This window comes from Arthrobacter sp. CJ23, assembly GCF_024741795.1.
Taxonomy (GTDB): Bacteria; Actinomycetota; Actinomycetes; order Actinomycetales; family Micrococcaceae; genus Arthrobacter.
On record NZ_CP102950.1, the window covers coordinates 2,650,366 to 2,662,567 of the forward strand.

Below are 12,202 nucleotides of genomic sequence, written 5' to 3' on the forward strand. Positions count from 1 at the left end.
CAGAACGTTTCCTCGGAACGGATGAGGTGCGGTCGATGAAACGGCCGCACCTCCCCCCAATACTTCCGTCCTTCAACCCGCCACCCCAAAGGCGTGGCCGGTCTCTGCTTCGAGTGTAGGGTCGACGAAGTCATTAAACAAACCATTCAACCGGTTTACGATTGACGGAGGGTCACAAACCACTTTGGGGCCCTCACCGTATGCGGAACCCGGAGAGGTCCACCCCAGATCATGCAGCAGCGCGCCAAAGCCACCCGGACGGCAGTCATCGAGGGAGCAGCCTCCGTCTTCGAGGAGCTCGGCTATGGAAATGCGAGCCTGGGCGACGTCACGGAGCGCGCGTCCGTCACCAAGGGGGCGCTGTACTTCCACTTCAAGTCGAAACAGGACCTTGCACTGGCCGTCATCGCGGAGCAGCACGCGATTGTCCGCATGGCAGGGGAAAAGATCGCCGCCGCCGGTCTGCCCGCCCTGGAGGCCATGATCACCATGTGCAGGACCTTCGGGCAGCAGCTGCTCGACGAACCGGTGGTGCGGGCGGGCATCCGGCTCACCTTCGAGGCCTCTGCCTTCGATGCCGACGTCACGGGGCCGTACCACGACTGGATCGCCACCATGGAGTACCTGACCCGTCAGGCCCAGCTCGACGGCGACATCCGGGCCGACCTGGACGCCGCCGACTTTGCCCGCTACCTCGTAGCGTCCTTCACCGGCGTGCAGATGGTGTCAAACGTCTTGACCGGGCGCCGTGACGTCCTCAAGCGCATCGACGACATGTGGGCGTTCATGATGCCCGCCATCACTTCCGCTTGACATACCTACTGGTCGGTTTGTAACTTGTCCATATGGAAGCAAGCGACGCCGGCAGCACGCCCAAGGGCCAGGCCACCCGCCATGAGATCCTCCGTGTCGCGGCCGGCGTCTTTGCTTCAAAGGGTTTCGACCAGACCCGGATGGATGACATCATCCGTGCCGTGGGTCTTACCAAGGGCGCCATCTACTTCCATTTCCCCTCCAAGGTGCAACTGGCCCAGGCCGTGGTGGACGAGCAGAAGTCGCGATGGCTCCGCCTGGCCGAAGAGCAGATCCTGAGCCTGGATAGTCCGGCGCAGCAATTGCGGGGGCTGGGAGACTTCATGATCAAGGCCGTCCTGAGTGACGCTTCCGCATGGGGCATCGTGCATCTCGCAAACCAGCTTGCCTCCGTCAAGGGGCACCACGCGGGCCCCTCGCCCCTGGCGGCCTGGGTGGACCTGGTCTCAGGAATCCTCCACCGCGGCCGGGCGACGGGAGTGTTCACCTTCCCGGGTAACCCCACAGACGTCGCGACCCTCATCATTGCGGCTTTCGACGGCCTGAAATCCGTCACGAACGCCCTGGACCCCGCCGACGCGGAAGCGTTCGAACGCCGGGCGGAACTCCTCTTGGACCTCTTCGACCAGCAGCTCATCACCAAGTAGCCCCCACACCACACACCCAACGCACGACTCACAATCAAAAAACAAACCGCACAGTCAGTTTATTAGGAGGAAAGATGAACATCTCAGGAAAGACCGCCCTCATCACCGGTGCATCAATGGGCATCGGCGCCGTTTTTGCCCGGAGGCTTGCGGCTGAAGGTGCCCGCCTGGTACTGGCGGCCCGGAGCCAGGACAAGCTGGAACTGATGGCCCAGGAACTTCGAGAGGGCGGCACGGAGGTCACGGTCCTCGCCGCAGACCTCAGCGTTCCCGATGCCGCGGAACGCCTCCACGCAGCAACTGATGCCCTGGGGATTGAGGTGGACATCCTGGTCAACAACGCCGGATTCGGTTCGCATGGGCAGGTGGTCAATGCCGACGCCGACAGGCTGGCCGAACAGATCCAGTTGAACTGCACAACCCTGGTGGGAACCACCACCCGGTACCTGCCCCGCATGGTGGAGCGGGGCTTCGGGGCAGTCATCAACATCGCCAGCACTGCAGCGTTCCAGCCGGTCCCCCACATGGCGGTCTACGGCGCAACCAAGGCCTTCGTCCTCTCCTTCACGCAGGCGCTTTGGGCCGAGACGCAGGGCACCGGAGTGAAGGCCCTCGCCGTCTGCCCCGGCGCAACGGACACTCCGTTCTTCGACACGGCCGGCGACGCCGCCGCGGTGGGGTCCCTGCGCACTCCGGAACAGGTGGTCGATACTGCGCTGGCCGCCCTCCGCGGCAACAAGCCCAGCGTGGTGGACGGCTGGCTCAATTCCGTCGTCGCCCGGGTTGCCGTGAAACTGCTCCCCGAGAAACTGGTCATCGCGGTTGCGGAACGCAGTGTCCGCCCGGCACGGCAGCTCGTGGGGTGATTCCGGAAACGGAATGTTAAAGCAAAAAGCCCTGCCCGGTTCGTGGATTCACAACCGGGCAGAGCTCATATGGTGGAGCTGAGGGGACTCGAACCCCTGACCCCCTGCATGCCATGCAGGTGCGCTACCAGCTGCGCCACAGCCCCATATTCTCGTTGCTTCATAAACACGTGCCCGGCATTTCAGCCCTTCACCGTTTCGGATCTCTCCGAAGCAACTCAAATATCTTAGAACAGCATTTCCGAAAATTCCAAATCGGGCATATTCGGGTGCCTGGCCGCTGCTGCTACTCGACTTCCTCGGCTACAGGAGCCTTCGCGGAAGGGTCGTCGCCGAGCTCCAGGTCCACCACGGGGCAGTCCTTCCAGAGGCGGTCCAGGGCGTAGAAAACGCGGTCCTCTGCGTGCTGGACGTGGATGACGATGTCCGCGTAGTCCAGGAGAACCCAGCGGCCCTCGGAGCGGCCTTCGCGGCGGACCGGTCGAAGGTCCTGCTTGAGCAGCTCTTCCTCGATGCCGTCAACGATGGCGTTGACCTGCCGCTCCGTGGGAGCGGAAGCGATCAGGAAGACATCAGTCAGGGCAAGACGTTCGCTGACGTCCAGGGCCACGATGTCTTCGGCGAGCTTGCCGGCCGCCGCGTGGGCGGCGTCGCGGGCCAGGGCTATGGATGTTTCATGTGCAGTCATGGGACTCCTTGTTGTGGCTGAATGCCTATTGGGTGGCCTAAGCCGTTGTGTCAGCGGGAAATGCCGCTGGTGATCATGACGACGCCTGCAACCAAGGCGACGATTCCGAGGGCAAGCACGAGCAACTGGATCATCCGGTTGCGCTGCGCGCGGCCGAGGCCGGCGGTGTTGGCGTCCAACGGCTCCAGGCCGTACGCCGAACTGGCGGCAATCGGGGAATGCAAGGGCTCGTCTTCGCCGGCCTGGGCCGGCGAAGCAGTCCGGTTCGGCGCCGACTTGGCTGCCGCTTCGGCACGCGCCAGGACGCCTGAGCGCCCCCGTGCCAGGCCCGGCTTCGCCGCTTTGGCCGAAGCCGGTTTGGCAGACTCCAGCGCCGGCCCCTGCGAAGTAATGACAGGCACGAAGGTTGTGCCGGGTGGCTTCATGACCGGCCGGTCCACGCCGGGAACCTTGACGAATTCGAGGGGCGTGACCATGGCCAGGTTACTGGCCGCCGAAGGATCCGCCGCCACGGGCGCCGGAAGCTGGTTCTGCTCGGCGAGCTTCTGTTTGGCCGCGGCACGCCGGTTCAGCACCGCAGCACGTTCGGCCAAGGCGATCTGCTGGGCCAGGATCTCAGGATCCACAGCCAGCGGGTCTTCCTCGGCGATGTGCTCAAGCTTCGCCGTCTGGTTTTCCACCTGGGCGGTGATGAGCTGGCGGACTGCCAGGGCCTGCTCAACGGACATGTCCGCGGGAGTCGGCCCCGTTCCGGGCGCGGCCGGCTTGGCTCCCGGCTTGGCCAGGGCCGCTTTGGCCCCAGCCGGCACGGCACCCGAACCGCCGTCGCCGCCGTTGACCCCGTCGCCTTCTCCGGCAAGCGAACCAGGCGCGGCCGTGCCCGGCACTGTGGGAACTGCGGAGGTTGCCGGGGCAATCTCCTCCTGGAGCTGCTGCAGACGGAGCTGGCGCCGTGTGGGCGGTCCCCCGCCGGACAGCTGCTCTTCCTTGTCCGCGAGTTCCTTGATGGCGCGCAGCGCTGCACGGTCGCGGGCACGGACCAGCGAGGACCGCTCAGTCGCGGGCGAGGATGCGACGGCGTCGACCGGGGCCTCGGCCACGCGGCGGACCCTGCCCGTATCGGGCTGCGAGGAAGTCTCCGGCGCTTCGCCGGAGACAGGGGCTCCGGGAACAACAGCTCGTGCCGCAGCACCGGCGTCGGGGGCTTCGGCACCCGCACCGGGCGCCTGCTCGAGGCGCTCATCCCGGGCGCGGCGGAGCTCGCGTCTGCTACGGATGGGTGGCTGTTGCTGGCTCATTCAAAACTCATTCAGTACGTGCTTGGTCGTCTGATCCGGACAGGACGAGCGTCGGCTCTCCCGCCCCGGGCTGCGCTGCATACAGCCCATACTTGGCGATGTACTGCACCACGCCATCCGGCACCAGGTACCAGACCGGGTTGCCGGAGCCCACACGGGCGCGGCAATCCGTGGAGGAGATGGCCATGGCGGGGACTTCGAGCAGGCTGACGTCGTCACGGCCCATGTCGTCCAGGACATGCCCGGGCCGGGTGACGCCGACAAAATGCGCCAGGGACCAGAGCTCGTCCACATCCTTCCAGGACAGGATCTGCGCCAAGGCATCTGCACCGGTGATGAAGAACAGATCGGCGTCAGGACGCAGGGACCTGAGATCCCGGAGGGTGTCGATGGTGTACGTGGGACCGGGGCGGTCTACATCCACGCGGCTCACCGTGAAGTTGGGGTTCGAAGCCGTGGCGATAACAGTCATCAGGTAGCGGTGTTCCGGTTCGCTGACGTGCTTGCTGGACTTCTGCCAAGGCTGGCCGGTTGGCACGAACACGACTTCGTCGAGATCGAACTTGGCGGCAACTTCACTGGCAGCCACAAGGTGGCCGTGATGGATGGGATCAAAGGTTCCACCCATCACGCCCAGGCGGAGCCTGCGCCCCGACTCCCCGCGCCGTGATGCGGCAATAATGTTAGTGGCCCTGCCCGTGGGTGTGCTTGTTGGGGTGCTGGCGGTGAGGATCGGAGTGCTCTTCGGTGGCCTCGTGGCGGTTGCCCAGGTTGGTGTAGGAGAGCGTGACGAACATGAGGACCAGCAGGAGGGCGAACATCACAACGCCGAAGACCCAAGGCTCGGCCCACAGCGGGGCGAGTTCCTCATGACCACCTTCGGTCTGCGCGGCGATTGACGTGGCGATCTGCTGGAACAGCATTTTCTCCCCTAGTGAGTTCTCAAAAAATGTCGACGGCGGGACTCCCCGCCGTTCGCGGACTTCTGTTCTATGTTACCGCGTTGTCAGGCGCGGACTTGGCCTTCGCCTTGGACGATCCACTTGGTGGTGGTCAGCTCCGTGAGGCCCATGGGGCCGCGGGCGTGCAGCTTCTGCGTGGAAATTCCAACCTCGGCACCGAGCCCCAGCTCACCGCCGTCGGTGAAACGGGTGGAAGCGTTCACGATGACCGCTGCGGAATCGACCTCGGCGATGAACCGCTCGGCGTTGCTGAGGTCGTTGGTCAGGATGGCCTCGGTGTGGCCGGTGGTCCACTTGCGGATGTGCTGGACGGCTTCATCCAGGTTGTCCACCATGGCCACTGCCAGGTCGAGATCCATGTATTCCGTGGCCCAATCCTCGTCGTCGGCCGGGACGGTCTCGACGTCGCTGCCCAGGGCGGCGGCAACGCGGCCGTCCACGTGGAGCGTGACGCCTGCAGCCCGCAGGGCGGACGCGACGGCGGGAAGCACCGTGGAGCGCGAGTGCACCAGCAGGGTCTCCACGGTGTTGCAGACGCTGGGGCGCTGTGTCTTGGCGTTGAGCAGGATGTCCACGGCCATTTCCTCGCCGGCGGACTCGTCGATGAAGATGTGTACGTTGCCCTCGCCGGTCTCGATGACCGGCACAGCGGAGTTCATCACCACCGTCTGGATGAGCTCGCGGCCGCCGCGCGGGATCAACACGTCCACCCGGCCACGGGCGCGCATCAGCACGTTGGCGCCTTCCCGGCCGTACTGGTCCACGGTCTGGACGGCGTCGGCGGGCAGGCCCACGGACTCCAGCGCGTCGCGCAGGAGGAACACCAGGGCGGAGTTTGTGTGGGCGGCGGCGGAACCGCCGCGCAGGATGACGGCATTGCCGCTCTTCAGGGCGAGCCCGGCGATGTCCACCGTGACATTGGGGCGGGCCTCGTAGATGGCGGCCACCACGCCCATGGGGACGTTGACCTGGCGCAGGCGCAGACCGTTCGGGAGGGTCTGGCCGCGGACCACGTTGCCCACGGGGTCAGGAAGGCCTGCAAGGTTTTCCAGGGCGGCCACGAGACCGTCGATGCGGGCGGGGGTCAGCGTGAGCCGGTCCAGGAGCGCGGCGGAGGTGCCGTTCTCCCGGCCGGCGGCGACGTCCTTGGCGTTGGCAGCCAGGATGCCGGCCTGGTTCTCCAGCAGTTTGGCGCCGATGGCACGCAGGGCGCGGTCCTTCCAGGCGCGGTTGGCTTGGGCCATGCGGCGGGCAGCCATGCGCGAACGGTCGGCGATGGCGTGGACGGCCGATTCAATGGACTCCGGGGTCAGCGGCTCGCTTGCGGCAGCAGGGCTCTCCGGCGCGATGCCGGCAAGGCCGGACACTACAGCGTCGGAAATCACAGGGCTATCGGGCGTGAGCGCTTCAGTCATGCTCCAAGTTTAGTGGAGCCCCGCCGCTAAACGAGCACGAGGTCGTCAACATGGACCACTTCGCGGTCATATCCGCGGCCCATGGCCTTGCCGAGTTCCTTGGTGGAACGTCCCAGCATGCGCGGAAGCTCCACCGAAGAATAATTCACCAGTCCCCGGGCCACCACCGTGCCGTCGGGGGCAACCATCTCCACGGGATCGCCCGCCTCGAATTCGCCGTCCACGCCGGCAAGGCCGGCGGGAAGCAGCGAGGTGTGGCGGTCGCGCACGGCCTTGACGGCGCCGTCGTCGAGCAGCAGGCGCCCCTGAACGGACGCGAGGTGCGCGAGCCACAGCAGCCGGACGGGCTTGCGGTTGCCATTGACGGCGAACCAGGTTCCCACATCCTCCCCCGCCAGCGCCGCGGCGGCATTCGCCGTCGAGGTCACCAGGGCATGGATGCCGGATCCGGCGGCCATGGACGCGGCCTCGACCTTGGTCATCATGCCGCCTGTACCCACCCCGGCCTTGCCGGCCTTGCCGATGGTGACGTCCTCAAGGTCCCGCGGACCCCGGACCAGGGGGATGCGCTCGGCGCCCTGCGACGGCGGGCCGTCGTAGAGGGCGTCGACGTCGGAGAGCAGTACCAGCGCATCGGCCCGGACGAGGTGCGCCACCAGGGCCGCAAGACGGTCGTTGTCGCCGAAACGGATCTCGTGCGTGGCCACGGTGTCGTTTTCGTTGACAACCGGCACCACGCCGAGGTTCAGCAGGCGGTCCAACGCCCGGAAAGCGTTCGTGTGCTGCGTGCGCCGCATGAGGTCATCGGCGGTCAGCAGCACCTGGCTGACGGTCACGCCATGCGCGCCGAAAGCCTGGGTATACCGGGCCATGAGCAGCCCCTGGCCGACGCTCGCGGCAGCCTGCTGCGTGGCCAGGTCCCGTGGCCGCTTGGCCAGGCCGAGCGGGGCAAGGCCCGCGGCGATGGCGCCGGAGGAAACCAGGATGATCTCCGTGCCGGCGTTGCGCTTTTCGGCGAGGGCGTTGACCAGGGCGGTCAGCGCCTTCTCCGAAATGCCGCCCTTGATGCTGGTCAGCGACGAGGAGCCGACCTTGACCACAATGCGCTTGGCCCCGGCCAGGGCTGCGCGTTCGGCTTCTTCAGTGTGCTTCGGGGACTCAGGAGTCCTAGGCGTCATCACCGGTGTCCAGGCTGCTTTCTTTCAGGGGCTGGGCTGCGGCCCGACGGCGGCTGACGGATTCGGTCCAGATGCCGGCCTTGCGCTCGGCTTCCAGCTCCGCACGCGCGGCAGCCTTGGCCTCGCGGCGCTCGATCTGCTCTTCGCGCTTCTGCGAACGGGTGGGGCGGTCACCGATATCGGCGATGCGGATGTCGGTGCCGCGCGGGGTGGCCAGCAGTTCGGCGCCGGCCATCATGGTGGGCTCCCAGTCGAAGACAACGCCGTCGTCCTCGCCGATCACCACGGTATCGCCCGGCTTGGCGCCGACCTTGAACAGTTCATTTTCGACGCCGAGCTTGGCCAGGCGGTCGGCGAGGTAGCCGATGGCTTCCTCGTTGGTGAAGTCGGTCTGCTTGACCCAGCGGACCGGCTTCTCGCCGAGGACGCGGAACAGCGGCTCGAGGTTCTTTTCTTCGCGGCGGATCCGGAAGCCGGACTCGTTGACGGCGCGGGGACGCAGCACCGGCGGGGCAACCTTCGGCGGGGCCGCGGCGACGGCGTCGCGGGCCGCCTTGACGATCTCGGCCATGGCGAAGCCCAGCTGGCGCAGGCCCTCGTGGCTCGTGGCCGAGATCTCGAACACCCGGTAACCGCGTGATTCCAGTTCGGGGCGGACGAATTCCGCCATGTCCTTGCCGTCCGGGAGGTCAACCTTGTTCAGGGCCACCAGGCGCGGGCGGTGGTTCAGGGGAACCACTTCGCCGTCGACACCGGCGTAGCTCATGTCCACGGCGTACTTCTCCAGCTCGGCCTCGATGATGGAGAGGTCGGAGAGCGGATCGCGGTCGGATTCGAGCGTGCCGCAGTCCAGGACGTGGACCAGGGCGGCGCAGCGCTCAACGTGGCGCAGGAAGTTGTGGCCCAGGCCCTTGCCTTCGCTGGCACCTTCGATGAGGCCGGGGACGTCGGCGATGGTGAAGCGGACGTCGCCGGACTCCACAACGCCCAGGTTGGGAATCAGGGTGGTGAAGGGGTAGTCGGCGATCTTGGGCCGCGCGGCGGACATGGCAGCAATGAGGCTGGACTTACCGGCGGATGGGAAGCCCACCAGCGCGATGTCGGCAATCGACTTCAGTTCCAGGACGATGTCGCTGGAATCGCCTTCGATGCCAAGGAGCGCGAAGCCGGGGGCCCTGCGCTTCTGGGAGGACAGCGAGGAGTTGCCGAGGCCGCCCTGGCCGCCAGCTGCGGCAATGTATTCGGCGCCTTCGCCCACGAGGTCGGCCAGGACCTTGCCATCCTTGGTCTTGACGACGGTGCCGTCCGGCACTGGCAGGATGAGGGTTTCGCCGTTCTTGCCGCCGCGCCAGTCGCCCATGCCCGGGCCGCCGTTGGTGGCGTGGCGGTGCGGGGCGTGGTGGTAGTCAAGCAGCGTGGTGGTCTGGTGGTCCACCCGCAGGATCACGTCGCCGCCGTCGCCGCCGTTGCCGCCGTCGGGACCGCCAAGCGGCTTGAACTTCTCCCTCTTGACAGAGACACAGCCGTGGCCGCCGGTACCGCCGGATACGTGCAGGACTACCCGGTCTACAAAGCTCGCCACGTGAATCTCCTCTATTGCTGAACCAGTCGCCCGGAGGCTTCCTAGTCGATTGTAATGCGGTTAAAAGAACGGTGGAGCGGGCCTGTTGGCCCGCTCCACCGGTTCAGAACTTGCTGTTACTCTGCAGCTGCAGCAGCAACGATGTTCACTACGCGACGGCCGCGGCGAGTACCGAACTCAACCGCACCTGCCTGCAGGGCGAACAGGGTGTCGTCGCCACCGCGACCGACGCCGGCGCCCGGGTGGAAGTGGGTGCCGCGCTGGCGGACGATGATCTCGCCAGCGGAAACAACCTGGCCACCGAAGCGCTTTACGCCCAGGTACTGGGCGTTGGAGTCACGACCGTTGCGAGTGGAGCTCGCGCCTTTTTTATGTGCCATTTGAAATGCCTGCCTTTAAATTTCTGGGGAAACTGAAAACCGGAACAACGTAACAGAAGTTACTTGATGCTCGTGATCTTGATCTTGGTCAGTTCCTGACGGTGACCCTGGCGCTTCTTGTAGCCGGTCTTGTTCTTGAACTTCTGGATGACGATCTTCGGACCACGGAGGTCTTCGAGGATCTCGGCCGTAACCTTGACCTTGGCCAGGTCCGCAGCGGCGGAGGTGACCTTGTCACCGTCAACCAGGAGCAAGGCGGGCAGCTCAAGCGTGCTGCCGGCTCCACCGGGGACGCGGTTCAGCGTTACGTAGTCTCCAACGGAAACTTTTTCTTGGCGGCCGCCTGCGCGGACAATCGCGTACACCACTTGGGCACTCACTTCTCTCGACGTTTCTTACTAAATTTGCGTGCGGAACCTTGAACCGAAACCGGCCTGGTTCCCGCTGTGCCTCAACGCCGTGGACTTCAGATCGAAGCCCGTGAGTCATCCCATGAACAATTCCAAGGGGCATAACCCAAGTGTTGGCGTAAGCACCGAAGATCTAGATTACGCTAGTTTGGCCTTCGGCTGCAAATGAGGCCAGGTCCGGAGGCCGCCAGGTGATGATCACCACAAGCTGGCATCACTGCGTCCGGTACCGTGCCCATACAGCCTACAGCCTTCCGGCGATTAAGTTGGGATCGGCACCTGCGACGCGCGGCGCAGCCTGGCTTTCTGCCCGCCGCACGCGCCGCCCGCGCTGTGGCCGCGTTCAGGCGTGCAGCCGCGGAGCGTCGAAAAACGCCGTCTCATAGCGGCAGGACCAGGCGAAGGCCTCGCGCATGGCGTCCCGCTCCGCCGGCGAAGCTGCCCGGGCGGCGGCATCCGTGAAGTCAATGGCCTGCCTGGTGGCGGCCGCGAAGTCCTCGTCCGCGTAGGCACGCAGCCAATCGGCGTAGGGGTGCTCCGATGAAGCTCCGGCCTCCACGTAGGCGCCGTGGAGCTGCTGCCCCACCTCCGCGTACAGCCAGTAGCAGGGCAGGATGGCGGCGAGCAGCACGGCGTAGCTGCCCGACGCCGACGCTGCCAGCAGATGGTCCACGTAGGACTTGGTGACGGGCCCGGTGGCCGCCTCCACGTTCCGGCCGGCCAGCCAGTTCCGGTGCAGTTCCGACTCCACTTCCAGGCACTGCTGGGATCCGCTGGCCCAGAAGAGCTGCTCAGCCTCGGTGGGGGCCAAGGCGCCGGCCCTGGCCAGGACCCGTGAGTAGCCGTTGAGATAGAGGGCGTCCTGGGCCAGGTAGTAGGCAAACTCGCGCTCCGGCAGTTCGCCGGACTGCAGCCCGCGGATGAACTCCAGGCCGTAGATGGCCTGGAGCTCGGGCGAGGCGTCCCGCCACAGCTGCGCGGCGTACTCCCCCGGCCTCAGCGCGCGCTCCAGCTGGTGGAAATGGTTGACGGGGCCGTTGCCTTGGCCCACTTCGAGCCTTCCGGAGGTGGCCAGCGCCTCCTGCAACCAGGGCTTGACCTCCTGCAAGGACGCTTCCCAATCGCCGTGGCGGACCTGGGCCGTGGCCATGGCCGCGGACAGGGAGCACCCCGTGCCGTGGCTGTTCCGGGTGTGGACCCTGGCTCCGGCGACTTCCACCACGTCCTGCCGGAGCAGGCCCGTGGTGTTGACGAGGGCATCCGGGCATTCCATACCGGGCAGGTGCCCGCCCTTGACCAGCACGGTGTTGCCGCATTCCGCCGCCAGCCGCTTGCCCTGGTCCAGGGCCGCGGCCCAGTCGGAGGCCTCCGGCTCGCCCAGCAGCATGGCCAGCTCCGGCAGATTGGGCGTGATCAGGTCCGCAAGCGGCAGCAGGGCCCGCAGGGCGGTTTCGGCCGATTCGCGCAGCAGCCGGTCGCCGCTGGTGGCCACCATGACGGGATCAAGGACCACGACGGCGGGCCGCACCTTCTGGAGCCAGCGGCGGACCTCGTCGATGACGGCCACGTCGCCCAGCATGCCGATCTTGACGGCATCCACGGCGATGTCGTCGCTGATGGCTTCAAGCTGCTGGCGCAGGAATTCCACCGGCGGCACGTGGACGCCGGTGACGCCCTGCGTGTTCTGGGCGGTCAGGGCGGTGACGGCAGCCATGCCGTAGCCGCCGTTGGCCGCGATGCTTTTCAGGTCCGCCTGGATACCGGCCCCACCGGACGGATCGGAACCGGCGATGCTGAGCACCCTGGGGATCCTGCGGCCCGTGGAGGGAAGCGGGTAGACAGTCGAATAGGACGTTGAAGTCATGAAAGACATCCCTTCGCCGGTGCTAACCGGACAGGTTCAACGGGTCTGGATCTCAGCCAGGCTTGTGCCGGCACCCCGTGTCAGATCCCTAGCGTAGCC

General features: G+C 66.2%; 13 protein-coding genes, 1 tRNA gene and 1 riboswitch. Of the genes, 3 read left to right on the top strand and 11 right to left on the bottom strand.

The features are described 5' to 3' along the window. Positions 1-231 precede the first annotated feature (231 nt). The 3 genes from NVV90_RS11700 (at position 232) to NVV90_RS11710 (ending at position 2,326) form a co-directional block, all read left to right on the top strand. Positions 232-813, top strand: a complete 582-nt coding sequence (locus NVV90_RS11700; RefSeq protein ID WP_258437470.1) for a ScbR family autoregulator-binding transcription factor — start codon at positions 232-234, stop codon at positions 811-813. 32 nt (positions 814-845) lie between these two features. Further along, entirely contained in the window at positions 846-1,460 is a 615-nt protein-coding gene (locus NVV90_RS11705; RefSeq protein ID WP_258437471.1) for a TetR/AcrR family transcriptional regulator, read from the top strand. Between the two features lie 74 nt (positions 1,461-1,534). After that, the gene (locus tag NVV90_RS11710; protein ID WP_258437472.1) at positions 1,535-2,326 is read left to right on the top strand and encodes an SDR family oxidoreductase; all 792 of its coding nucleotides are present in this window, start codon (positions 1,535-1,537) and stop codon (positions 2,324-2,326) included. Between the two features lie 70 nt (positions 2,327-2,396). Here the strand turns inward: NVV90_RS11710 and NVV90_RS11715 are convergent. From NVV90_RS11715 to thiD, 11 genes are all read right to left on the bottom strand, one after another. Then, positions 2,397-2,472, bottom strand: a tRNA-Ala gene (locus NVV90_RS11715). A 140-nt stretch (positions 2,473-2,612) separates the two neighbouring features. Continuing rightward, positions 2,613-3,014 (bottom strand): ribosome silencing factor, encoded by a 402-nt coding sequence (gene rsfS, locus NVV90_RS11720; protein ID WP_258437473.1) that lies wholly within the window; start codon positions 3,012-3,014, stop codon positions 2,613-2,615. Positions 3,015-3,064: 50 nt separating this feature from the next. Continuing rightward, positions 3,065-4,312 carry a hypothetical protein gene (locus NVV90_RS11725; protein ID WP_258437474.1) on the bottom strand — a complete coding sequence of 416 codons (1,248 nt, stop codon included), beginning with the start codon at positions 4,310-4,312 and terminating at the stop codon, positions 3,065-3,067. 7 nt (positions 4,313-4,319) lie between these two features. After that, positions 4,320-4,940 (bottom strand): nicotinate-nucleotide adenylyltransferase, encoded by a 621-nt coding sequence (nadD, locus tag NVV90_RS11730; RefSeq protein WP_258441152.1) that lies wholly within the window; start codon positions 4,938-4,940, stop codon positions 4,320-4,322. A gap of 55 nt (positions 4,941-4,995) precedes the next feature. Continuing rightward, the gene (locus tag NVV90_RS11735) at positions 4,996-5,235 is read right to left on the bottom strand and encodes a hypothetical protein (protein WP_258437475.1); all 240 of its coding nucleotides are present in this window, start codon (positions 5,233-5,235) and stop codon (positions 4,996-4,998) included. Positions 5,236-5,318: 83 nt separating this feature from the next. After that, complete coding sequence (locus NVV90_RS11740; protein ID WP_258437476.1) at positions 5,319-6,689, bottom strand: glutamate-5-semialdehyde dehydrogenase; 1,371 nt, start codon at positions 6,687-6,689, stop codon at positions 5,319-5,321. Between the two features lie 26 nt (positions 6,690-6,715). Further along, positions 6,716-7,867 (bottom strand): glutamate 5-kinase, encoded by a 1,152-nt coding sequence (gene proB, locus NVV90_RS11745; RefSeq protein WP_258437477.1) that lies wholly within the window; start codon positions 7,865-7,867, stop codon positions 6,716-6,718. Beyond that, on the bottom strand, positions 7,857-9,449 hold the full coding sequence (gene obgE / locus NVV90_RS11750; RefSeq protein ID WP_258437478.1) for a GTPase ObgE: 1,593 nt from the start codon (positions 9,447-9,449) through the stop codon (positions 7,857-7,859). Before obgE ends, proB begins: the two co-directional genes overlap by 11 nt. Before the next feature lie 116 nt (positions 9,450-9,565). Beyond that, positions 9,566-9,829, bottom strand: coding sequence for a 50S ribosomal protein L27 (gene rpmA / locus NVV90_RS11755; protein ID WP_003803426.1), 264 nt, complete (start codon positions 9,827-9,829; stop codon positions 9,566-9,568). Positions 9,830-9,888: 59 nt separating this feature from the next. Next, the gene (rplU, locus tag NVV90_RS11760) at positions 9,889-10,197 is read right to left on the bottom strand and encodes a 50S ribosomal protein L21 (protein ID WP_207616561.1); all 309 of its coding nucleotides are present in this window, start codon (positions 10,195-10,197) and stop codon (positions 9,889-9,891) included. Positions 10,198-10,582: 385 nt separating this feature from the next. After that, entirely contained in the window at positions 10,583-12,103 is a 1,521-nt protein-coding gene (gene thiD / locus NVV90_RS11765) for a bifunctional hydroxymethylpyrimidine kinase/phosphomethylpyrimidine kinase (protein ID WP_258437479.1), read from the bottom strand. Further along, positions 12,095-12,191: riboswitch (TPP riboswitch) on the bottom strand. Its footprint overlaps the gene before it by 9 nt. Between the last annotated feature and the right edge of the window lie 11 nt (positions 12,192-12,202).

Coding starts and splice junctions, on each gene's coding strand:
- NVV90_RS11700 (WP_258437470.1), top strand. CDS start 232: ATGCAGCAGCGCGCCAAAGCCACCCGGACGGCAGTCATCGAGGGAGCA.
- NVV90_RS11705 (WP_258437471.1), top strand. CDS start 846: ATGGAAGCAAGCGACGCCGGCAGCACGCCCAAGGGCCAGGCCACCCGC.
- NVV90_RS11710 (WP_258437472.1), top strand. CDS start 1,535: ATGAACATCTCAGGAAAGACCGCCCTCATCACCGGTGCATCAATGGGC.
- rsfS (WP_258437473.1), bottom strand. CDS start 3,014: ATGACTGCACATGAAACATCCATAGCCCTGGCCCGCGACGCCGCCCAC.
- NVV90_RS11725 (WP_258437474.1), bottom strand. CDS start 4,312: ATGAGCCAGCAACAGCCACCCATCCGTAGCAGACGCGAGCTCCGCCGC.
- nadD (WP_258441152.1), bottom strand. CDS start 4,940: ATGGGTGGAACCTTTGATCCCATCCATCACGGCCACCTTGTGGCTGCC.
- NVV90_RS11735 (WP_258437475.1), bottom strand. CDS start 5,235: ATGCTGTTCCAGCAGATCGCCACGTCAATCGCCGCGCAGACCGAAGGT.
- NVV90_RS11740 (WP_258437476.1), bottom strand. CDS start 6,689: ATGACTGAAGCGCTCACGCCCGATAGCCCTGTGATTTCCGACGCTGTA.
- proB (WP_258437477.1), bottom strand. CDS start 7,867: ATGACGCCTAGGACTCCTGAGTCCCCGAAGCACACTGAAGAAGCCGAA.
- rpmA (WP_003803426.1), bottom strand. CDS start 9,829: ATGGCACATAAAAAAGGCGCGAGCTCCACTCGCAACGGTCGTGACTCC.
- thiD (WP_258437479.1), bottom strand. CDS start 12,103: ATGACTTCAACGTCCTATTCGACTGTCTACCCGCTTCCCTCCACGGGC.